At 40.5% G+C, this 23,835-nt stretch carries 17 protein-coding genes; 7 read left to right on the top strand and 10 right to left on the bottom strand.

Annotated features, from left to right (window positions below; all coding sequences use genetic code 11):
* The first annotated feature begins 423 nt into the window (after positions 1-423).
* Positions 424-1,971: a hydantoinase B/oxoprolinase family protein gene (locus tag AACW45_RS18650; RefSeq protein ID WP_190628363.1), complete on the top strand. Its 1,548-nt coding sequence runs from the start codon at positions 424-426 to the stop codon at positions 1,969-1,971.
* A 415-nt stretch (positions 1,972-2,386) separates the two neighbouring features.
* Here AACW45_RS18650 and AACW45_RS18655 read toward each other — a convergent pair whose 3' ends face one another.
* The gene (locus tag AACW45_RS18655; RefSeq protein WP_190628366.1) at positions 2,387-2,944 is read right to left on the bottom strand and encodes a transposase; all 558 of its coding nucleotides are present in this window, start codon (positions 2,942-2,944) and stop codon (positions 2,387-2,389) included.
* 525 nt (positions 2,945-3,469) lie between these two features.
* On the opposite strand from AACW45_RS18655, the gene AACW45_RS18660 reads away from it, so the two are divergent.
* Together AACW45_RS18660 and AACW45_RS18665 are read left to right on the top strand one after the other, a co-directional pair.
* Positions 3,470-4,552: a M4 family metallopeptidase gene (locus AACW45_RS18660; RefSeq protein ID WP_190628368.1), complete on the top strand. Its 1,083-nt coding sequence runs from the start codon at positions 3,470-3,472 to the stop codon at positions 4,550-4,552.
* Between the two features lie 297 nt (positions 4,553-4,849).
* A complete protein-coding gene (locus AACW45_RS18665; RefSeq protein ID WP_190628370.1) occupies positions 4,850-5,152 on the top strand; it encodes a protealysin inhibitor emfourin in 303 nt (100 codons plus the stop codon).
* A gap of 5 nt (positions 5,153-5,157) precedes the next feature.
* On the opposite strand, the gene AACW45_RS18670 is transcribed toward AACW45_RS18665, so the two are convergent.
* From AACW45_RS18670 to AACW45_RS18685, 4 genes are all read right to left on the bottom strand, one after another.
* A complete protein-coding gene (locus tag AACW45_RS18670) occupies positions 5,158-5,562 on the bottom strand; it encodes a response regulator (RefSeq protein WP_190628372.1) in 405 nt (134 codons plus the stop codon).
* Positions 5,563-5,870: 308 nt separating this feature from the next.
* The gene (locus AACW45_RS18675) at positions 5,871-9,491 is read right to left on the bottom strand and encodes a PAS domain S-box protein (RefSeq protein WP_190628374.1); all 3,621 of its coding nucleotides are present in this window, start codon (positions 9,489-9,491) and stop codon (positions 5,871-5,873) included.
* Between the two features lie 430 nt (positions 9,492-9,921).
* Positions 9,922-10,392 carry a DUF1499 domain-containing protein gene (locus AACW45_RS18680; protein ID WP_190628376.1) on the bottom strand — a complete coding sequence of 157 codons (471 nt, stop codon included), beginning with the start codon at positions 10,390-10,392 and terminating at the stop codon, positions 9,922-9,924.
* Between the two features lie 111 nt (positions 10,393-10,503).
* Positions 10,504-11,244, bottom strand: coding sequence for a dienelactone hydrolase family protein (locus AACW45_RS18685; RefSeq protein ID WP_190628378.1), 741 nt, complete (start codon positions 11,242-11,244; stop codon positions 10,504-10,506).
* A 195-nt stretch (positions 11,245-11,439) separates the two neighbouring features.
* Here AACW45_RS18685 and AACW45_RS18690 point away from each other — a divergent pair, with 195 nt between their 5' ends.
* Positions 11,440-11,790, top strand: a complete 351-nt coding sequence (locus AACW45_RS18690; RefSeq protein ID WP_190628379.1) for an ArsR/SmtB family transcription factor — start codon at positions 11,440-11,442, stop codon at positions 11,788-11,790.
* Here the strand turns inward: AACW45_RS18690 and AACW45_RS18695 are convergent.
* Positions 11,778-13,211, bottom strand: coding sequence for an AGE family epimerase/isomerase (locus AACW45_RS18695; protein ID WP_190628381.1), 1,434 nt, complete (start codon positions 13,209-13,211; stop codon positions 11,778-11,780). The two genes, AACW45_RS18690 and AACW45_RS18695, sit on opposite strands and share 13 nt — an antisense overlap.
* 159 nt (positions 13,212-13,370) lie before the next feature.
* A complete protein-coding gene (locus AACW45_RS18700; protein ID WP_190628383.1) occupies positions 13,371-18,647 on the bottom strand; it encodes an nSTAND1 domain-containing NTPase in 5,277 nt (1,758 codons plus the stop codon).
* Between the two features lie 197 nt (positions 18,648-18,844).
* Between AACW45_RS18700 and AACW45_RS18705 the strand changes: the two genes are divergently transcribed.
* Positions 18,845-19,846 carry a 2-hydroxyacid dehydrogenase gene (locus AACW45_RS18705; RefSeq protein ID WP_190628744.1) on the top strand — a complete coding sequence of 334 codons (1,002 nt, stop codon included), beginning with the start codon at positions 18,845-18,847 and terminating at the stop codon, positions 19,844-19,846.
* A gap of 45 nt (positions 19,847-19,891) precedes the next feature.
* Here the strand turns inward: AACW45_RS18705 and AACW45_RS18710 are convergent, their stop codons facing one another.
* Together AACW45_RS18710 and AACW45_RS18715 are read right to left on the bottom strand one after the other, a co-directional pair.
* A complete protein-coding gene (locus AACW45_RS18710; protein ID WP_190628385.1) occupies positions 19,892-20,155 on the bottom strand; it encodes a Txe/YoeB family addiction module toxin in 264 nt (87 codons plus the stop codon).
* Positions 20,152-20,397: a type II toxin-antitoxin system Phd/YefM family antitoxin gene (locus AACW45_RS18715; protein WP_242045511.1), complete on the bottom strand. Its 246-nt coding sequence runs from the start codon at positions 20,395-20,397 to the stop codon at positions 20,152-20,154. The genes AACW45_RS18710 and AACW45_RS18715 overlap by 4 nt, the downstream gene beginning before the upstream one ends.
* A 298-nt stretch (positions 20,398-20,695) precedes the next feature.
* Here AACW45_RS18715 and AACW45_RS18720 point away from each other — a divergent pair, with 298 nt between their 5' ends.
* Positions 20,696-21,088, top strand: coding sequence for a hypothetical protein (locus tag AACW45_RS18720; protein WP_190628386.1), 393 nt, complete (start codon positions 20,696-20,698; stop codon positions 21,086-21,088).
* 60 nt (positions 21,089-21,148) lie between these two features.
* Here the strand turns inward: AACW45_RS18720 and AACW45_RS18725 are convergent, their stop codons facing one another.
* Positions 21,149-22,969, bottom strand: a complete 1,821-nt coding sequence (locus tag AACW45_RS18725) for a tetratricopeptide repeat protein (RefSeq protein WP_190628387.1) — start codon at positions 22,967-22,969, stop codon at positions 21,149-21,151.
* Positions 22,970-23,278: 309 nt separating this feature from the next.
* On the opposite strand from AACW45_RS18725, the gene AACW45_RS18730 reads away from it, so the two are divergent.
* Complete coding sequence (locus AACW45_RS18730) at positions 23,279-23,503, top strand: hypothetical protein (RefSeq protein ID WP_242045512.1); 225 nt, start codon at positions 23,279-23,281, stop codon at positions 23,501-23,503.
* Positions 23,504-23,835: the final 332 nt, after the last annotated feature.

A 23,835-nucleotide genomic window follows, 5' to 3' on the forward strand; every position in this document is an offset into this window, starting at 1 on the left:
CCCCCAAAATTTAGAAATTCAACTATTACATCGTAATATGTATTAAAAATTCAGATTTTTTTAAATATGCTTAAAGATGTTATGTAATCTCCCCCTAATCACTGGTGATATCAGTCGTTTGTGCGGCAATCCGAAAATTCTTTCTCCCCCTGCTTACCAAAGAGGTTGTATATTTTTTAGTTCTAAACTGCGATCGCGGCAATGGGGATTGTTTGCAAAATTCTCCCTAACCAAGCACCCCCAATACTCGCTACCCCAAAACCAACTAAGATAAATACTGAGGCACTGCTAAACCAATTGTACCTAACAATAACAAAAAAGCTGTAGGGGCACGGCACCAGTAAAATTATTGTATGTACCAAAAGATTGTCGGTGTTCCCTACAACAGATGTGGTTCTCTGATTTCAATAACTAGGAACTAAAATGCAACCCATATCTCAACCCGATCCAGTACGTTTAGAAATATTTAAAAACCTATATCAATTTATCGCGGAACAAATGGGAATTGTGCTGCAAAATACAGCAGCATCAGTGAATATCAAAGAACGCTTAGATTTTTCCTGCGCTATCTTTGATGAATCGGGATTATTAGTAGCTAATGCTCCTCACATACCTGTACATTTAGGCTCAATGAGTGAAAGCGTCCGCAGTTTAATTAATGATAAAAGTAATAATATTAAACCGGGAAACGTCTATTTATCAAATAATCCCTATAACGGCGGAACTCACCTACCTGATGTCACAGCAATTACTCCAGTTTTTGATGCAGCAGCAAAGCAAATTATTTTCTACGTCGCTTCGCGTGGACATCAAGCAGATATTGGCGGAATTACTCCCGGTTCGATGCCTCCCCATAGTACCACAGTAGAAGAAGAAGGTATTTTATTTGATAATTTTTTATTAGTTGAAGAAGGTAATTTTCGCGAAACCGCAGTCAGAGAAATTTTAGCCAATCATCCCTATCCAGCGCGTAATCCCGACCAAAATATTGCTGATTTTCAAGCTCAAATTGCCGCTAACGAACGGGGAGTACAAGAACTCCGCAAGATGGTTGAGCAATATAAATTAGAAACCGTACAAGCTTACATGAAATTTGTCCAAAATAATGCAGAAGAGGCAGTAAGAATGGCAATTTCTGTCCTCAAAGATGGGGAATTTATCTATGAAATGGATAGCGGCGCTAAAATTCAAGTTAAAGTCACAATTAACCAAGCAAATCGCAGTGCAATTATTGATTTCACTGGCACATCTGCCCAATTAAACAGTAACTTTAATGCACCCAAAGCGGTTACTCAAGCCGCAGTTTTATATGTTTTTCGGACTTTAGTTGATGATAGTATTCCCCTAAATGCTGGGTGTTTAAAACCTTTAGAAATTATTGTGCCTGAAGGTTGTATGCTCAATCCTACCTACCCAGCAGCAGTAGTAGCGGGTAATGTAGAGACATCCCAGACTATTGTTGATGCTTTATATGGTGCCTTAAGTGCGATCGCAGCTTCCCAAGGAACCATGAATAATTTTACCTTTGGCAATCAACGCTATCAATATTATGAAACCATCTGCGGTGGTTCTGGTGCAGGCGTTAACTTTCATGGTACTGACGCAGTTCACACCCATATGACAAACTCTCGCCTAACTGACCCAGAAGTTTTAGAAACCCGCTATCCTGTATTAGTAGAAAGCTTTAGTCTGCGTCCTGATAGCGGTGGTAAAGGAAAGTATTCCGGTGGTAATGGCGTGATTCGTCGCATCAAGTTTTTAGAACCGATGACAGCGAATATTCTTTCTAATCATCGCCGTATTTCTCCCTTTGGCTTAGATGGTGGGGAACCGGGAAAAATTGGACGCAACTGGATACAGCGTCAAGATGGAACGCAACAGGAGTTAGATAGCACCGCTACTGTTGAGATGGAAGCTGGTGATGTTTTTGTGATAGAAACCCCTGGGGGAGGGGGTTTTGGTTATAGCTAAAAACAGCAACTTTTATAAGTTTGAGTCGATGATTCATAAGTTTGACTTGATTTTTTAGCTAAAAGTATAAGTCTTTATTAGTTTGAGTCAATCATTTATAAGTTTGACTTGATTTTTTAGCTAAAAGTATAAGTCTTTATAAGTTTGAGTCGATTATTTATAAGTTTGACTCGATTTTTTAGCTAAAAGTAGCACCCTTTATAAGTTTGTTTGCAGTAGAAACCCTAAGTAGGGGCACGGCATCCACAGATTTTCGGTAAATCCGATATTTTATCTGTGCCGTGCCCCTACGACCTATTGCATATTAATAATGATCGGGGGCACGGCATCGACAGACTTTCGGTAAATCCGATATTTTATCTGTGCCGTGCCCCTACAGGGAAAATTATTTGCTAATTTTATAGATAATGTGCGTTCAAAAATATACATCTAAATCTAGTTGTTCTTGTGGGTGATGCAAAGGGTTTTCTTCGTCCTCTGCCCATGCAAAAGGATTATTGAGAATATATTGGCGTACATTATCCAATCCATCTTGCCGGATAATGCTTTCGTAATAATTGCGTTGCCAAATAGGAGGATATGGCGTTTTTCGCATTAGGTTTATTCGTTTGGTAACAGCTGATTTAAAAGCACGAATAATTGTAGGAATAGAACCAGGAACAGGTTTACCAAATTGTTCTGCTGTTGGTTGCCGTGCCCCGGCATCGGTGATGATGAGAATACCATGCACATGATTTGGCATAACGACAAAAGCATCTAATTCGATGTGAGAAAACCGACGCGGAAGCGCCTGCCAAAAGGTATAAACAATTATCCCCAATTGATTATGTTGCATTTCCCCATTCATGACATCACCAAACCAACATTGCTTTTTATAGGTACAAATCGTTGTGAAATAAGCTCCGATTTGGGTATAGTCATATTTTGGTAAACGAATAGAACGGCGATGATGTTTTTTGGGGTTGTATGCCATCCCAATTATCTTAAGTAATAATCATGAATAACCAGTATATTATATTGCTAAACTAGATGCATTGTAGGGGCACGGCATCGGCAGTCTTTCGTTCCCACCGAAATTTTATCGGTGCCGTGCCCCTACGGTAAAATTACAATGTTTTGCGATCGCATTTTAGTCATTAGTCCCCCTTGTCCCCCTTGTCCCCCTACCTTCTGCCCTTTAAGTAACAAATAAGTAATAAATTACACATTTTCTGATAACAAGACTTATTATATAAAGCCGTTGGGTTGTCAAGGAGGTGGTGCATGATAAGATTCAAGATTTTGGCGGAAATTTGCGGAATCTGATTTTTTCTTGTGTTTTTATGTCATGTCCTAACATTAAAATATCTGGCGATGCTACCCGTCCCTTCTCAACAGAACTATCCTAAAAAATAAAGTAGAAAGTTTTCGGAATTAAAAAAATAGGGACAAGCAACTGACATTAATTTTTTTGTTCCTTTGTCTGCCATCAGTTAGTAAAAGAAGGAGAATATCTCGGATGGCTCGAAATAAGAAGAAATCAACTGGTTTTAACTGTAAACATCCAGGCTACTCTAGATGCCCTATATGTTGTATTATTCCCCCGCATATGCTGGAAAATGTTGCCGTAAATGGTAACCCAGAACAGCGTAGTTGGGCTTTTCAAACATTAAATGTTTCTGCACAATTGCGCGGTAGAAGAAATATAGTAGGTGCTGTTTCCTTTGCGCCATCCCCAGGTGTTAAGCGTCGCACTATTTATGATGCTCAATTTTCAGAAAATTTACCAGGTAAATTAGTACGGGGTGAAGGTGATCCACCAAGCACTGATGAAGCTGTAAATGAAGCTTATGACTATGCTGGTGCAACCTATGATATGTTTTATGAGATATTCGATCGCAATTCTATTGATGACAAAGGGCTGCGTTTAGATTCTACAGTCCATTACGGCATTAAATATGATAATGCTTTTTGGAATGGCGACCAAATGGTTTATGGTGATGGTGATGGTGAATTATTCCAACGCTTCACTAAATCGATAGATGTGATTGCCCATGAATTAACTCATGGTGTGACTCAATATGAAGCTGGTTTACAGTATTACGCTGAATCAGGGGCGCTGAATGAGTCGTTTTCTGATGTATTTGGTGCTTTAGTTAAGCAAAAAAGTAAAAATCAAACAGCAGAAGCCGCCGACTGGATTATTGGCGAAGGACTTTTAGCACCAGCAGTCAAAGGGGTGGGTATTCGTTCCCTGAAAGCACCAGGAACCGCATACGACGATCCAGTTTTGGGTAAAGATCCCCAACCAGCATATATGAAAGATAAATATACTGGTACGGAAGATAACGCCGGAGTACATATTAATTCGGGTATTCCTAACCATGCTTTTTATCTAGCGGCTGTGGAGATTGGCGGCTATGCTTGGGAAAAAGCTGGGAAAATTTGGTATATTACTTTGCGCGATCGCCTGCGTGCTAATGCTAATTTTAAAACAGCCGCCAACACTACAATTAAAGTAGCTGGCGAACTGTACGGTAATAATAGTCAGGAACAAAAAGCTGTACAGAATGCTTGGCAAAAGGTAGGTGTAATCAAATAGTCAATGGTTAGAAATTAGGACTTACGCGCTGAACACAAAAACCTTCACAAGGGTTGTCAAAAGTCAAAAGTCAATGGTCAAAATTCAGATTTTTGGACTATGGACTATTGACCATTGACAAAAAGCATGAAAAATATCTGACACTGCGTAAGTCTTAGAAATGCTGAAGTTTTCATCACTCATCATTTAGCATTCAGCATTTATACTAAGTTGTCCTTTGTTGTTACACTGGAAGATGACAGTTAAAATCTTCCAGTTTTTTTATTTTCCCCTAGATAGGACAACGGAGAGGAAACAATGCGGATCTCCTTTGAACGCACAGGTGGCTTTGCGGGAATTAGCAAGAAAACAACCGTTGATACAGCGACTCTCCCAGCCAACGAAGCCCAAGAACTACCTAGACTGGTAGAAGCGGCGGGTTTGTTTAATTTACCAGAAAAAATTACTTCACCTAATCCCCAGAGCGATCGCTTTCAATATAAATTGACAGTAGAAGACCAAGGTAAGCAGCATACAGTCACAGTGAGCGAAGCTGCATTACCAGGAACCTTAAGACCTTTAATTGAGTGGCTTAATCAAATAGCTAGGCGTCCTGGGTGAACCACCTACACCGCCCGATTAAAGTATGAGGTAATTTGTTGCATCACTTCTACTAACTCAGCAAAAGATCCTGGTCTAACAATATAGGAACTGGCTCCTAAGGCAGTTGCTTGGTTAATATCTTCAATTTCTCCAGAACTGCTGAACATAATCACAGGTAGTTGCGAAAATTCTGGTTGTTGTTTAATCCAGGCAAGTAATTCTATCCCATTCATGCGCGGCATTTTAATATCTGTCAAAATTAACTGAGGTAAAGGAGATTTTTTCAGATAGTTTACGGCTTTTTCTCCATCTTCAACTGCTTGAATTTGAATATTGAGTTTCAGCTTACTCATTGCCCGTTTAATTAATAATATATTTCCTGGCTCATCTTCTACTAGCAGCAGCAAATTCTGCTGAGTATTACTCATAGTTGTTGACTGTTGATTGCTCAATGATTTTGTTCTGGAGTGGCGATAATTTTACGCCTGTAACACAATACTAGATTTAACAGTCACACACTTCTGTCTAAAGTTTGGTCATTGCTCAGAGATGCGATAACCCTTGTCTGTACAATTGTCATTTGTCATTTGTAATTTGGGTATACAGCGAATTGCAAGTTGGTGAGGTACAGATAATCGTTGATTGTAGGGGCATTGGCACTGCCATGCCCCGAAGCGCGTATCTCATTTACCTGAAATATGCTGTAAATTACGAATTACGAATTACGAATTACGAATTATCCCTGTCGTAGTTCTACCCAAAAACGGCTACCTTTTCCTAGCTCGGACTCAACGCCGACGCGCCCGCCTAGTCGTTCAATACCCTTTTGGACGATCGCAAGTCCTACTCCCGTACCTGAATAGGTATCTGAGCTATGTAGCCGTTCAAATACGCCAAAAATTCGTTCTTGAAATTCGGGTTCAATGCCAATACCGTTGTCTGCAATCCAGAGGCGAACCCAATCTTGGCGGTTTTCTGCCCAAACTTCTATTTGTGGTTTTACACCTAGCGCTACATATTTTAATGAATTTGTCAATAAATTAATTAGGACTTGAGTTAAGATGGTACGCTGGGCAATTACCAGGAGTAAAGGCTGGGCTACGGTAATTTCGGCTTGTTTGGCTTGGCGTTCAGGTTCTAATTGCTGGAGAATTTCTGAGACGAGAGTTGTTAAATCAACGATTTGCAACTGAATTTCTGTTTGGCTGAGGCGACTGTAGGCGAGTAAGTCTTGAATTAATCGATCCATGCGTTGAGCAGAATCGGCAATGTGGCGAGCATATTCATGTCCGAGTTCGTCTAAACCATCGCCATTATCTTCTACTAAGGCTTCAATTAAACCGCGAATGGCGCGTAGGGGCGATCGCAAATCGTGAGATACGCTATAAGCAAAGCGTTTTAATTCTTGGTTGACTTCTGCTAGTTGGGCGGTGCGTTGTTCTACTCGTTGTTCTAAGGTTTCATTGAGTTGCTTGACTGCTAATTCTGCGGCTTTGCGAGCGCTAATATCTTGAATGACACTAATAAAGTAGTCGGGAATTCCCCCAGGTTGTCTGACTAAGGAGGCTGTTAAGTAAATCCAAACCAAAGAACCGTCTTTACGAAGATAACGTTTCTCCATTGAGTAGGTTTGAATTTCTCCCGCTAATAACTTTTGTGCATAAGCTAAATCATTTTCTAAATCTTCAGGATATGTAATTTCCTGAAAGGTTTTCTGGAGCAATTCTGTATGGGAATACCCGACAATATCGCAGAGTTTTTGGTTGACTCGCAGCCACCTACCATCCAATGCTACATGGGCAATTCCCACTGCGGCTTGATTAAAGGTAGCGCGAAATCTTTCTTCGGCTCTTTGCAGTTCGCTAACATCCCAAAATGCGCCAATTACGCCCCGCACGTTACCTGCATCATCGAATAATGGCACGGAGCGACTATCGAGAAACTTGACTTCACCATCATTAAAGACAAATTCAAAGTTAGCTTCTACACTTTCCCCGGTTCTGGCTGCTTTCTGCATGGGTAATTCTGGGGGAGGAATATCTACACCATTTTTTTGAATTTTGAAATCAAAGGGATATTCCCCAGAAGCAGGTGTAGCTGTCATGATTCCCCCTGGCTGTCTGCGCATCATGGTATAGGCGGCGCGGTTGTTTGTCATCACATGACATTCGCTATCGTGTGCAATCCAAACGGCGACGGGAATCGCTTCTAAAAATATTTCTAATTCTTCGGCTCTGGCTCTGGCGCGAGCTTCACTTTCACGCAGAGCAACTTCAGCTTGATACCGCTCGGTAATATCTAATACATTGACAATGCGATAAAGTATATTACCCCACTCATCTTTAACAACCGTGATATCAATAAATACTGGAAATACTGAGCCATCTTTGCGAAGATGTTTTGATTCATAAGTCAGGTGTCCCCTTTCGTTCACCTGTTGGATAAACATCTGCGCCTGTACATGAGATTCAGGGGGAAACAATTCTAAAATCGGTTTTCCGATTAATTCTGACACTGTATAACCATGCATTCGCGCAAAAGCCGGATTAACTAATTCAATTACAGTTTCTCTACTAATTGCTAAGGCATGTTCGGCAAATTGAAAGATATCTTGATATTTTTGTAAATCGGCTTCGGCTTGTTTGCGCTCGGTAATATCAATAGCCATTGTCATTACCATCTTACGGCGATCGCGCAATTTTCCCAGAGGAGCAGAATAAAAGTCCCACAGGCGTTTTTCTCGGGTATTAGTTATTACATAATGTTCTCCTTGGGGAGTGCGTTCTGTTAATTGATATAATCGGGCGATCGCATTCTGCATTTGTGATTGACGCAAGCCATAAGCTTTTTTTGTCCAATCGCCAATGGTGGGAATTTCTTCGGGACGATACCCGGTAATTTCTGTCCATGCATGATTAATTTGTAACACTTGCCCATCTTCAGCATGGAGAATAATCGGCAAAGGTGCGTCTAAAATCGCCCGCCGGAAACGTTCTTCACTTTCCTGTAAAGCTGCTTCCGCTTGCTTGCGATTGGTAATATCAGAGCGAATGGCAATATATTGATATGGCTTACCGCGATCGTCTACAAACGGTACAATAGTTGTCGCTACCCAGTAAAAACTACCATCCTTGGCGCGGTTTTTAATTTCCCCTTGCCAAACTTCTCCTTGGGAAATTGTTCTCCACATTTGGGTAAAAAAGCTTTTGGGATGATAGCCAGAATTAATAATTCGATGGCTTTGTCCAATTAATTCTGCTGGAGAAAATTGGGAAAGTTGGCAAAATTTATTGTTAACGTAGCTAATAATGCCTTTATCATCAGTAATTGCCACTATAGAAGATGCATCCAAAGCCAATTTAATATCTGCTAATTCCCGCAAAGATTTTCGTAAAGCCGCATTACTTTGGGATAATTCAGCCGTGCGTTCTTCTATTCGCTGTTCTAGTTGAGCATAGCTATCTCTCAAAGCTGACTTGGCTAATTGACGCTTGAGATCCAGCTGCGCTAATCTTTGGGCGCAGTACCAAGTTAAGCCTAAAAAAGCCACGACATTTCCCGTTACGTGAACAGAAAGCCCAAAAGCCGCATCAAACCAGCCAATTCTTTCTCCTAGCAACTGCAACCATCCCAGAATAAAGGGAATCGCCACCGCCGCCGGTATCAGCACCCTAGCGGTAATTCCCCCGGCGGTATTGCTGATAAATAAACTCATCCATCCTTGCTCAGGTGCGGCAAATAATATACCCAATGAGAGCATTAAAAAGGCGATCGCTGTATGTAGAGCAGTAAAAGTATAAAATGCTAATCCAAATATCAGTTCAGCACCGTAAGTGTAACCAATAACTACTTGTAAGGTAATTAACGCGGTAACCAGTGCTAATATTTGCACCAGTTGATAAGGAATAATTCTCCCCAGCAACAGCCACAAAGCTATACCCATCAAGGTAAAATTGAATGCTGTCACCGCAGCCATTCTTCCAGGATAAGAAGTAGCGATCGCTGTTGATTTCTCTGTAAATAGCAGTTGATCTATCCCCAGGTTCCAGCCAAATGCATACTGACTAAGATTTAGCAGTCCTAGTAAGGTAACAAATAAAGCACAACCTTGAGCTAATCGTCGTTTACCTGAATTTGTTGATGGTAAAAAATATAACCCAAGTCCGGCAAACACAAAGCCCAGTGCGGCATTAGCTTTCATCGTTACCCACTGAGGTAATATACTTTTGATAGCAGCAATATTAAACACCCAACCTAGCAGCACAACACAGCCTATTAACACAACGCCAAGGCTGCAAACCTGGGAAGTCTTTTTGAGCGCAGTTAACAAATAGCGATCGCCCTGAGCAATATCCATAGTAGCTTCCAACTCCTATAAAATAGGGGCGCTGAGACTAGTGCTTTTTCATTAATTATGCTCGCTTGCTAGTCGCCCACCTTGGAATTAATTCCAAGGCTAATAGCCCAAGTCTACTGAAGTAGACTCAAGATTTTGAGGATATTTAGGCAACTCCAAAAATAAATTATCCCAAATTGTAGGGGCGGGGTGACCCATTGGTGTCAACTTAACGTGAAACCCTTATCCTAACTGGCTCCCATGCTCTGCGTGGGAGCGATGATCCTAAGGCTCTGCCTCAATTTATTCAGAAGACGAGGCGGAGCCTCCCAATACGCATTTCCAGCCAGAGGCTGGAAACGAGATAGATACATCGTGATGTATGTTAATAGTCAACAGTCAACAGTCAACATTCGCGATGATTTTACAGGGAAGTTCCGGGGAGAATCATCTAAATCTTTAAATCTTGCAAAGCCAGACGAATTTGCTCTATCCGCCTGCGATTAACGCCGAGATCCGACTCTCCCACCCGCGAAGCCGATCGCACGTGAATTACAGATTCATCCGTGGGAAAATAAAACTCGACATCATCAACAAATTTGAAGATGCGGCTTTTAGATAGAGCATGAATGTAATTCTCTGTTTGTTCTACAACTTCGGTACGGGGAACTACGGTGAGTACTTTAAGTAAAGTCTCTTTAGCAACATTGCGATCTACATGGTAATCAATCGGTTTAATAGTGTGTTTAGCATCAGCATCTTGACTGACAACACAGTTATCTGAAGCCGGACAGGAACTAAGATAACCATTATTTAATCCCAAGCTAGCAGCAAAAGCGGAATTAGTAGTCAAAGTTAAAAATATTGCTAAAGTGATACTCAGCAAAAGTTTGGGAACAAATGCTCTTAGTAGACCGGACATGATAAATTTACTCCTCAAGGGTGGAATAGCACTCAATTATTCTCGGTTATTTTGGTTGTTTTCTGTGAGTTGCTATTACCCTGAGAAAATGTCAAATTCGGTGAATTTTTCTCATTTGGCAAACATATTTCCTAAAAACGCGATAATTTCCGCCCAAGCTGAGGTAGCAGCTACCGCATCGTAGCGATAACCATCGTCGCGCATAAATGTATGTTCTGCTTCGTAATTCAGAACTTTGTGCGGGATTTTGGCATTTTCTAGGGTTGTAATTATGGTATGTCTATCTGGTTCGGGGATGTGCGGATCGAGAGTCCCAAACACCAAAAGCATTTCGCCGTTAATTTCATTAAAACGATTAATTGTATCGGCTACGCCCTGACCTAATTTACCACTGGGAATGCCTGTAGGATAGCAGCAGACAGCAGCTTTAATTTCGCTTTGAAATGCAGCGCGAAAAGCTAAATGTCCGCCAATACAAAAGCCAAGGGTACCAATTTTACCAGGAGCAACGGCACTATCGGTTTTGAGCCATTCAATTACTGCGCGACAATCAGCATCATAATCCGCGATCGCAGTTCGTCTTGCATCATCATTTCCCCGCATCCTTCCTAAATCATCGGGTTCAATCACCGTACCAATTAACTCTAGGCGATGAAAAATTTCTGGTGCTGCTACTACATAGCCAAATCCTGCTAAGTAGTTCGCCAAACGAATGATGGGACTACCTAGTTGATAAATATCACTGTAAAATACAATACCTGGATACTGTCCTGCTGGTTTAGGCGCTGCTACATAGACACGCATTAAACTGTCATTGACTCTTAATTCGATATTGCGCTTAGTAATTTGCACTTTTTTATCTCCGCGTCCTGTTTGCTGTGATTTCTTCTGTTTTCCCAGAACCAAAGACTAATAGTGGAACAATTTGAGCGCGATTTTCAGGTAAATGAATTACATTCCCCAATGATGCCACGCCTCTGTTGCAGAAAATAGATTATACTACCATATAGTAATATAATAAATGTATATATAACTTAGCGAATCTTGATGTTAGAAAATTCACCTGCTGCTCTAGGGCAAATTGCGGATTATTTTAAAGTGTTATCGGAAATTAGCAGATTGCAAGTGTTATGTTCTTTGCGGTCTGGTAGCAAAAATGTTACAGAAATCATGAAAATTACGGGACTGGGACAAGCGAATGTTTCTAAGCATTTACAAATTCTCACCAAAGCAGGGATGATTAAGCGTCAACCCCAAGGGGTGAGTGTGTTTTATGAAATTACCGATTCGTTAATTTTTGAGATATGTGAATTGGTTTGTGCGCGTCTTTCGATTCGTTTGGAAGAACAGTCACAGCAGTTGAAACAGTTAGATGCTTTAAGAATTCATAATTCGTAATTCGTGAAAGTGACTTTATAAATTTGATTAGGGAGTGATTCTAGCTTTTTGATTGTGCTTGTATAAAAATAAGGACGGATGTTTTGAGGCTGAGGAAGCTGATTAAACTGATAATAAAGCACAATTGGGTGATGGTGAATTTGCTGTGTAGTTATGTAGCCTACTAAAGCATGTTCAAAAGAATGATAAGCATTCTTCCAAGGACGCATTTTGGGTAAATCATCAGGTTTAGGTTGATTAGTAGTTGCATCTAGTCCTTTCCATACTTCTGCATATTTGCTATCTACAAAATATTTGAACCAATAATTGTATGTTCGGGAAATATAGCTAGCAACAGCAGGTTTTTTTACTGCTAGAGATGCAGCAAACTGATCTAATTCAGCATAAATCCACCACTGTTTATCATGATTGATTTCGCCTCCTTTATTTATTTGAGACGCCCATGAACCGGATTGTTGCAAATATGCTCTTTCCAGGACGAGTAAGCCATTTTCTTCAGCAAATTTTTCTAGTTGAGAATCGCCAACTATTAAGCCAATCATCTGCAACATCCACATTGATTTAATAGTATGTCCAAAATCACAATCTGTTGTCTCTAGAGACTTATTTTCGGCTCTGAGAAAAAATAAATTATCTTTTGCAGAATAGAAATGAGATAGCATCATCTGTGATAACATTACCATATCCTGCTTCCATTGACTCTGTTCTGGTTCTGGTAATAAAGGTGTGAGCAAAACCATATAACTGTTGAGTTGGTCTAGCACAGCTAAAAGATGTTTGTCTGTAACAGTGCTATTGTTGCCATTTTTTAAAACCCACTGAAATGTACCTAACTGGGAATTATTGTAATTATTAAAAATGTAATTTTTGACGGCTAAAATATCTGATAATACTTCAGGATCGCGAGTTAAATAATAATAAAAACTGAGTCCTAGTAAACCATAAGCTTGTTCTTGGGGATTGCGATATTCTACTGCTGGTTCCCAGGTGTTTTTTTCATCATCCCGGTAGCTATATACTCCCCCATTTTTTCTATCAAATGCTTGTGCGCGTAGATAATTCACTCCAGCTTGCGCATATTCTAAATATTTGGGTTCACCAGTGAGGTGAAAAGCAACTCCATAGGCGTAAGTCTGGCGAGAAAGTGCTACAACATAAGTTCGAGGTAGCATCAGTCTATTAAAATTTCGGAAGGTTTTGATTTCCGGACAAGGATTTTTTCTGTCTAACAAAGCGCCATTATTACAGCGAATTGATGGAAAATTCCCAATGGGGTAACCTAAAGCTGATTCCATTGTCCAAAAGGGTAATAAATCTTGGTTTAAATGTGCTAACCACCTTTTAGCTGTTGGGAGGAAAGATATATTTTGTTTAGGGGAGATAAACGGTTTTGCAACTGCTTTATTAACAAGGTTATGCAAAAAAATGCTAGATAGGCTAGATATTAGAGCCAATTTGCAAAATTTTCGTCTATTTGGTTGCATAATACTTTTTGTAACCTGATTGATGACATAAGATGAGATGTACTTAGTCAGGATACTTTGTGCGAAAAAATACGGCAATCAAGTCTTGATTAAGAGTTAATTATCGCAGATATGGCGATCGCTCTCGTTGACATTGGGGTTGTTTTTTAGGTAATTTTTGATACGCAAGCAACCGCTTTGGCGTAAGTCGGCTAAATTCAAATTCCACAGCTTTAACCCGCTATCTTCACCTGCGCTAATTAGGGTATTACCATCGGGGCTAAAGCTGATGCTATTAATTTTACCAGGGTGACCGATTAGAGTTTTGAGTAAACTAAAATCGCGGATATTCCACAGCTTAATCGTACCATCAACGCTACCAGAGGCGATTATTTGACTATGGGGGAGAAAACTCAAGCTGGTGACACCACTGGAATGTCCGGTGAGGGTGTGGATTAAAGTTCCGTTGGCGACGTTCCACAGTTTGATGCTATTGTCTAAACTAGCAGCAGCGAGGATGGTGTTATCGGGACTGAATTTCACAGATGCGATCGCTAGTCCGTTTCCCTGTAAAGTTGTGACAAGGCTACCGTCAATGCGCCAAAGTTTTACCGTATTATCGTAACTACCAGAAGCTAGCAGTTTACCATCATTACTAAAACTGACGCTGCTAACTGCGTCTGTATGTCCTGTTAATTTGTGAAGTAATTTTTTATCTGCAATTTGCCATATTTTAATAGTTTTATCGGCGCTACCAGCAGCTAAAATTTTACCATTTGGGCTAAAACTAATGCTGGTTACTCGCTCAGAATTTCCTGTGAAGGTATGAATTAGAGAATTATTAGCTATATTCCATAATTTAATTGTTTTATCGTCACTGGCAGCAGCGATAATTTTATTATCTGGGCTAAAATCTACGGCGTAAATTGGCTGTTTGTTTCCAGATATAGATTTAATCAACTTTTCGTTTCGCTGCCATATTTTAATTATGCCATCCCAGCCAGCCGCCGCAAACATTTGGTTATCATGGCTAAAATTGGCACTGTAAAACTTACCTTTCTCTAAAGTATTTGCTAGATTATTTACTTCCCAAATTCTGACAGTTTTATCAGCGCTAGCAGAAGCAATCATTTTACCATCTGGGCTGAAACTCAGACTATTAATTACACCACCATGTCCTTTGAAAGTTTGGCTGAGGATATATTCAATTTGGGATGGATTCTGATTCTGCCAAATTTTAATAACTGCGTCATCATCAGCAGTAGCTAGCATTTTACCATCTGGGCTAAAGCTGATACTATTGATTTGATTTGTGTGTCCTTCAATGGTTTGTAAAATTTTGCCTTGACGATTCCATAAATTGATAGTTTTATCGCCACTTACAGAAGCGATAATTTTTCCATCTGGGCTAAATTTTACAGAGGTAATGCGTTCTTTATGTCCTGACAGCGTTTGCAGCAGTTTCCCATCAGTGAAGCGCCACAGCTTGACTAAATTATCTTCGCCACCAGAAACAATAATTTGACTGTCTGGACTAAAGCTAACAGTATTTACCCAACCGTTATGAGCATTCCAAGTATTGATTATAGTTCCATCAATTCGCCATAACTTTATCGTTTTATCTCGACTGGCAGATACAAGCGTTTTACCATCGTAACTAAAATCAAGGCTGTTGATAATATCAGCGTATCCTGTGAAAGCTTTGATAATTTTCCCATCTATATTATAGAGTTTGATAGATTTATCTGTGCTGGCAGCAATTAATTTATCGTCGGGACTAAAAACTAAAGATGTAACTCTTTGATTATCGGTAATCGTCTTGAGAATTTTACCATCTACACGCCAAAGTTTAATTGTCCCATCATCGCTAGCAGAGGCGATTATTTTACCATCATGACTGAAACTTACGGCGTTAACTTGTTGGCTGTGTCCTTGCAAACGGTTGATTTCTTGAGATTGGCTGACAGCTTGCTCAAGCGTCGCAATGGTTGTTAATTGAATATCTTTATTTGCTGTAGATACTTGTTTAACTTCTCTCCCAGATTTTACACCAGCAATTAAAGCTTCTAATTGCTGATTGGATAATAGTAAAGCTTCCGAGGAAGCGTTTAAAGCAGAAATTTCTCGTAACTGCGCCGCTTGTTTTTGGAAATAAGCGAAAACCCCAAAACCACTAGCAGCAATACCCAACACACTAATCACAATAATTGCTTGTTGCGCTTGACGCAGACGCTTTTTTTGCGCAAATTGCTGGCGTTTTCTTTCGGCTAAACAAGCTGCAATAAAACTTTGCACATCTTCAGATAATTCATCGGTATATTTAATATAAATTTCTTCCGCCTCAGCTAACCGGATACCTTGCAACAAAAAATCAGTTTGCTCCTGATTATGTTTCCATAAAGCTGCAGCTTGTTCAATTTGACGCTGCGATCGCAATCTACTACGATTCTCCTCTAACCACCAGCGCAAAGTTGACCAATGACGAATCAAAATTTCATGAGCTACTTCTATTGTGACAGCTGACGCTGGTAGAGCAGCAATTACAGCTGCGCCTTTATCTCCCTTATCTCCTCCCACCACCTCATCATCCACATTCACCACGACTAACTTCGCCGCAGTTAATACTTGCAGAGTTCTTTCCACCAAAGCAACGGGGTATTTTTGCACCACTAACTCTGATTTCCATACTCTACGTCTGGTATCTTCTGTACCTTCCCCTAATTGAGTGAGGGAGAGGAAAATCCATCTAGCACAATCTTGCGCTGGAGAATCTAAACTTTCGTAAACAGCTTGAGCCTTTCTTTCTAACGCACCTTTAATTCCACCTACCTGTTGCTGATAAGCTGCGAGAGTCAGTTTTCCATCTTGGCGAAATTCCCACAACTGTTCTAAGACAAATTCTAACAGGGGTAAATCGCCAGCCGAGTGGTTTAACTCCTGTAACAGAACTTCCACTAGTTCCGACTCAACTTTTAAGCTGACTTGTTCTGCTGGATTAATAATGACACGACGATAATCGCGATCGCTCAAATTCGGCGGAACCAATATACTAGATTCTTGTAATAAACTCGCCAGCGCTGGAACTTCCAAACAAGCAGCGATAAAATCAGCGCGTAAAGTAATAACTAATTTAAATTTATCAGCAGCATATTCCATTGCACCCAGCAGCAACTCTAAAAATCGCTGTCTATCTTCACCAGGTGCAAGGGTAAACAACTCCTCAAACTGATCTACCACCAAAACTACCACAGACTCAGGACGACTGCGCAACCAATAAACAAAGCCTTCCACCCCCTGATAAAGCATTCCCTCCAGCACCAGCTGGGGTGATGAAGACAAACCCCCTTCCCTTGTCCCCTTGTCACCTTCCCCCAACCGCCTCGCCAACTCTGCCAAAGGACGCGCACCGGGACGCATACTTTTAATTAACCAAGAATCACTTCCAGGTAATTGCTTCCCCGGACGTAATTGGGCAATTAATCCTGCTTGCACGACGGAAGATTTACCACTACCAGAAGCACCGACTACAGCTAAGAAAGATTTATGAGCAATTTGACTAATTAAATGCTGAGTTAAAGATTCTCGTCCGAAAAAATATTGTGCATCTTCTGCCGCAAAAGCTTTTAATCCTCGGTAAGGACAAATTCTCAAATCTAAAGCCGATTTTTTCTGACTGCGCGCACCAGTTATTGCGGGGATAATTTCAATTACGCCTTGAGTTCCTGATAACCAAAAATGCAAAGGTAAAAATGAATTGCGTTGTGTTTGTGCTGCTAATTGCACTTGTAATTGAGTAATCCAACCTGCTACAGATAAACCAGCTTGTTGATTAGCAGCTTTTAAAGTTGCAATTAATGTTTGAGCGAAGAATTCAGGATTATCTTTTGGGGAAGTACCCGCAATAATACATTGTCCTTTCTCCGATTCTAGGCGCAAATCCTCTACCCATTCTTGCAGAGAGGATACATTAGTTGCGACTACAGGAAAATCTAAAATTATAATCTGTTGGTTTATTTGCGAACGGCGTAATTGTTGTTTTAACCAAGAACGACTCAGCCAAATATCATCTGCTATTAATAATGCAGCTTCTCCTGCTGGGGTTTCTTCTAATCTTCCCCGTAAATACAATAATATAGTTGCCGCTTCTGGTAGAGAATGCTGGGAATCATGCAAATAAACTTCTGAATTTAGCTGTGAGGTTTCCAGCGCATCCAAGACAGGTTGAGGAAACGCATCATTATTATAATTAGCAAATACAGGCTTTTCTCCTTCTCCCTTTGTCTTGCCATCATTTTCTACTTGGCGATAATAGACACCTAAAGCTTGTTGAATTGCATGACGAATATCTTTACCAGTTGTTTCTCCTGAACGAAGCAAATATTCCAATTCAAAATCGCCAGTGTCAACTAATATCTTACTAAAATCCCGCGACCCTTGAGAACCAATAAACCCTTCAATTACTAATGCTAATCTTACAGAATTCGATTCAGCGATCGCGGGAATTTTACCTAATATTAATTCTCCCACTCCTTCGACAATCCGCTTAGGCGTTTGTAAAGGATATTCGCGCTTTAGTTCCTTGTCTCCCTTGCCGCGTTTTTGCTGATTAATTAAGCGTAATTGTTGATTGGTTTTATCTATATATTGTAAAGTCTGGTGATAAACATAGCGATATAGCCCATCCGCAAAAATTACGCCTTGAGCATCGGCGGCATCACCATATAAACCCCGCGTTAAAAAATAAGTAAATACGCCATGTCCTAATTCGGGAAATTCCCAAGATAGTTGATTCACATCACAGGAAAGTAAGGCGTAGAAACCCTTACTTTTACCCGCATTGCGTTGCAAAACCTCTACTAATTGCGGCGTGGGATTTAATAAAGTTTCTCCAACTCCCCGCAGTGTCATTCCTCCACTATGACAAGCATCTAGCCAAACTAATTGATTTTGTGCGCCGCTTTTACTTAACTGTGCCAAAAGTTCTTTAACAGGTAAACCAGTCTGTTCTAAATTATCTTTACGGGTATCTGCCAAACACAAAAATGCTTCTTGAGTATTTGGTTGTAATATCCCATGACCCGAAAAATAAAATAAAACTGTGTCAATTGCTTGCACATTAGCCGCAATTTCCTGTAAACTTGTTTTCAGTGTGGATAATAGTGGCAATTTTTGGGCAAAGTCGTGATAAATCTTTACCTCTTTTTGGGGAAATTGCTCCTTGGTTGCAACTGCTAAAGCTTCAGCAAGTACCTGACAATCAACTGCGGAGTAACGTAGAGAAGGAAGTTCCGCATCTTGATATTGATTCACACCCACCAGTAATAACCACAATTTCGGGACAATTGTTTTCTGCGCTTGAATCGAGCTACTGGTTGTTACTCCGCGTGGGCACATAGGTTATGGGGCATGGGGCATGGGGCATGGGGCATTGGTCAAGAGTCAAGAGTCAATGGTCAATGGTCAAAAGTCAACGGTCAACAGTCAACAGTCAACGGTCAACTTCAAGAATGTTCTTTACTTATATGATTTTATATAGGTGGATTGCGATCGCTTTATGCAGAATTTTGAAAAATAGCTATACATTAACTAATATGTCTTTTCAAGTCTTTATTACACGCCGCTTACCTGCTAGTTTAGAACAACTACAGGCGATGTCTGCGACGGGCTACGCCTACGCAAATGTGGAAGTCTGGCCGGAACGTCAACCACCACCTTACGATGTTCTCTTAGCTAAAGCCAAGGCGGTTGATGGATTATTATGTCTGTTAACCGACAAAATTGACGGTGAATTAATCGCCGCTTCTTCTCTCAAAGTTATTAGTCAAATGGCGGTGGGTTACGATAATATCGATATTGCCGCAGCTACAGCCAAAAAAATTCCTATTGGTCATACGCCTGGTATTTTAACCAATGCTACTGCAGATTTAACCTGGGCGCTAATCATGGGCGCAGCTAGGCGAGTGGTGGAAGCAGATAAGTTTACTCGCGCGGGTTTGTGGAAGACTTGGGAACCAGATTTATTATTAGGCCCGGATGTAGCAGGCGCTACTTTAGGGATTATCGGATTAGGGCGCATTGGACAAGCTGTTGCTCGTCGTGCCCAAGGTTTTGAAATGAAAATTTTGTATACAAATAGACAAAGATGCGCGCCAGATGTCGAGAAATTACTGAATGCAGAATTTGTCAGTTTGGAAAGGTTACTGCAAGAATCTGATTTTATGACGATTCATACACCGGGTGCAGAAGATACCTATCATTTATTGAGCGATCGCGAATTTGCATTAATGAAACCTTCAGCTATCTTAATTAATACCGCTAGAGGTACGATTATCGATGAGAATGCATTGTATCGCGCACTGTCGCAAAAACAAATAGCCGCAGCCGCTTTGGATGTGACAGAAATCGAACCCCTACCAATGGATAGTCTGTTGTTGAGTTTAGATAACTTAATAATTACACCGCATATTGGCAGTGCTAGTCAGCAAACAAGAAAAAAAATGGCAGAAATGGCGATCGCAAATTTGATTGCTGGGTTAAAAGGCGATCGTCTTCCTCATTGTGTGAATCCAGAAGTGTACGATAATAAAGGCTAAAGCCCTGATTTTGAAAACTCAGGTTATCTAATCCATCTGATGCATTTACTCATAATGCGTCCACATCCGAATAATCTTGACTACTTGCTCAGATTCAATGATTTCATATACTAACCTATGCTGTATATTTATCCTGCGAGAATAAGCACCTGCTAAGTCGCCAACTAACTTTTCATAGGGTGGAGGATTTTGCAAAGGATTTTGTTCGAGTATCGCTAGTAATTCCTGAGTTTTTTCTTTTAAATTACTAGCAGCTAATTTCTTTGCATCTTTTTGTGCTTGCTTGGTGTAAACTAATTGCCAACTCACCAATCTAATTCCTTATCGCATTCTGCAAGCGGAGTTGCTAGTCCTTCCTTAATAGATTCTCCCATTCCGGGAACCGATAATAAGTAAAGAGTTTCTTGAATTGCAGACCAATCTTTTTCCGCTAATAGAATTACATTACCGCGATCGCCTTGAATAATTACAGGTTCACCCTGTTGTACTACTCGATCAATTAGCGCTTGCAAATTATTTTGAGCTTCGTTGATGGGAAGTGAAGACATCATTAGTTATGACTTAAAATAACTCTACTTTAGTTTATCGAAAAACAGTGGTGCTGACGACAAGTAATTAGCCTAGGAACATCAAGCCTGTCATCACCAACGTCGTGATTTTTGTTATGTATGTAGCAATTTCGACATCATAACCAGGTGCGATCGCTTCCAGCATCAACTACTTACGTTGATTTACGTAATATTCCCCATATTTGATTGCTAACCAGACAATATTCTGGGAATTATGCTGAACCAAAATAAAGATTGATTAAGGCAAGCTAGCTGTAGAACTTTATACAGGATTGGATCTATGGCACGTCAAAAATTAACATCACGAATTCTGGAAAAAGCGAAAGCGCGCGCTATGGGATTACAAGCTATCGATCCAAATATAAGTTTTGGCGATGCTTGCGATTTACAAAAGATGATGGAGCTAATTGAGACATTAAGCCAGAAATTAGATGCTCATAATCAAGCTTTGGAAGTAGTTGATACCAGCACAACTGAACTTAATGTGATGGAAAAATCTTTAAATCAGCTGTCTCAGAGAATACTGTTAGGTGTGGCTTGTAGATATGGTAACGACAGTTCCCAATATAAAATAGCAGGTGGGGTGCGGAAAAGCGATCGCATTCGTAAAGCTAGAGCTACTAGAATCAAAAAAGCAAAGGCAAAATCAGCGTTGCTGAATAATCAAGTGTGAATATATCACAAGGGTGGTTAGATCCCCAAGTTCTTGAAGGGGGATCTAGCACTCATCTTCTCACTCTAATTCGGCAATTAAGTTAAGTATTTCGCGGTAGTATTGTAAATTTCCATCTTTATGGAATAAATCAGCAGATTCTTGGAAGTCGGCTATCGCTTTTTCATAATCCCCTAAATTACGGTAAACATCAGCACGTACTAAATAAGCTTCTGTCCAATGGGGTTGCAATTGTAAGGCTTGATTTAAATCTTTCAGTGCAGTTTCTAAATCGCCTAACCATGAATGACTACGTCCACGATTAAACCAATCTTCAGCAAAACTAGGCTCAATGGCGATCGCTTGATTATAATCTACAATTGCCCCTTCATAATCTTCTAAAGCATAACGCGCATTACCGCGATCGCTATAAAATGCAGCCGAACGAGGATTTAATTTTAAGGCTTGGGTATAATCGTCAATCGCCCCTTCATAATCTTCCAGCGCATAACGCAAAGAACCGCGATTATAATAAGCTTCCACTAATTCGGGATTTAATACAATAGCTTGGTCATAATCTGCGATCGCTCCTTGTTCATCCCCAATTTGGCGGCGGACGTTACCCCGGTTACAATAAGCTTGGGAAAAGTCTGGAGCAATTTCGATGGCTTGGGTATTATCGTTAATTGCGCCTTGGTAATCTTGCAAAGCTTCCCGAACTATCCCCCGCCCATAGTAAGCTGTAGCTAAGTTGGCATTAAACATCAAAGCCCAATCATAATCTTTGATTGCCCCTTGATAATCGCCTAAACTACGTCTCGCCGCAGCGCGATCGCAATATCCCTCAGCCATGAGAGGATTAAGTTGCAAGAGTTTTGTACTATCTTTAATTGCTTCTTGATATTCTCCTAATTGACGACGCACATTAGCCCTTAAGCCGTATACTAAATCTAAGGTGGGATTCTCTTGCAATGCGTGGTTATAGTCGCTGATGGCTCCTTGATAATCACCTAAAGCACTGCGCACTAGTCCCCGTTCATAGTATGCTTGGACATCATCAGGATTGAGTTCGATGGCGCGATTAAAATCCGCGATCGCTTGCTGATAATCTTCCAGGTGAGCGTACACTAAACCGCGATTATAATAAGCACCAGCAAAATTAGGATTAATTTCTAAAGCGCGATTGTAATCTTTAATTGCTCTTTGACAATCTGTGAGAGCATAACGGGCATTGCCGCGATTGTGGTAAGCTTCGGCTAAATTGCCATCGATTTGCAATGCTTGGTTATGATCGTTGATTGCTTGCAAATACTCACCCAGGATATGATAAACATTACCGCGATTGGTGTAAGCGGCGGCGAAGTGAGAATTTAACTGTAAAGCTTGGTTAAAATCTGCGATCGCTCCTTGATTATCGCCGCGATCGCAACGTGCAACACCGCGATTATGGAAAGCATTGGCAATATCAACATTAATATAAGTAGATAACACAGGATTAATTTCTACAGCTTGATGAAAATTTTCTAAGGCTGTATCGTAGTCTGCCAAGGCAAAATAAGCCTTACCCAAACTGTGATAAGATTCAGCAAGATTGGCGTTGATTTTTAACGCTTGCTGATGATCGGCGATCGCGCCTTCGTAATCTTGTAATAGAAAACGTACATTTCCCCGATTGCAGTAAGCTTCCGCAAAATCAGGATGAATTTCCACAGCTCGATTAAAATCGGCGATCGCACTGTGATAATCTTGAAGTTCGCTGCTAACGAGCATCCCCCGATTATAGTAAGCTTCCGCAAACTGAGGTTTCAGTTCTATAGCTTGATTGTAATCCGCGATCGCTCCTTGATAGTCCCCTTGAAAGTTTTTGTTTAAACCCTGAGTCAAAAAATCTTCAGCATTCATAAAATTTATATAGATAGTCAATTTCACAGTCAGCCAGAACAATAGGAAGTTACACCTTAAGTTACATAAAGCATGTCTCTTCTTGTCTAGAATGCAAGATGTGAATAAAGGCTTATTATAGACGACATAAATTCGCCTACCAAGGTTGTACTTGTAGCATTTTCAACGCGATTTGGGATGAGGGGTTATACCCTTTGATAGATGAATTGAATAGTAGTTTCCGCGCTGAATCCAGCCAGAACTCACCATAATATTTCAGTTGAAAATATCTATTTCAATGTAATTAATTATACTTTTTATAGAGAATATATGAAAAACAGCAAAACCAGGCGAAATTTCTTGCTAACGACTGTTGCTATGGCTAGCGGTATTGTCGGCGCTGATACCTTAACAAATAATACTTCTGGAACAGCATTAGCAACAATGCCAGAACGAATTTTAGGACGCACAGGCGTAAAAGTCCCGATTTTGGGGTTAAAGATAATTTATGATATTGCAATCATAAATGAATTTATAAATACTTACAGTAAATGAGGTATGCGCTTCGGGGCATGGCAGTGCCAGTGCCCCTACAATCAAAGATAATCTGTACCTCACCAACTGGCAATCTGCTGTGTCTTCCTTGTCCCTTTTGTTTGCATCTCAAATAAGATTGCTATATCAATTTTAGGGAGCATCCCAAATGTGCAAAAACGCCCTCACCCTATAAGGGTGGGGCTAGAAATACGAAGCCTGCCTACCCTTCGGGAACGTCTTCGACGAACGCAGGCTAAAAGTTTGATAGCCTGCGAAGGCAGGCTTTGTTGGTATAGCAATACCCTTCTAGGGTATTGCGTCAAAATTGGGATGCTCCCCAATTTTAATTT

The organism is Calothrix sp. FACHB-168 (assembly GCF_963889195.1).
GTDB lineage: Bacteria > Cyanobacteriota > Cyanobacteriia > Cyanobacteriales > Nostocaceae > Aulosira > Aulosira anomala_A.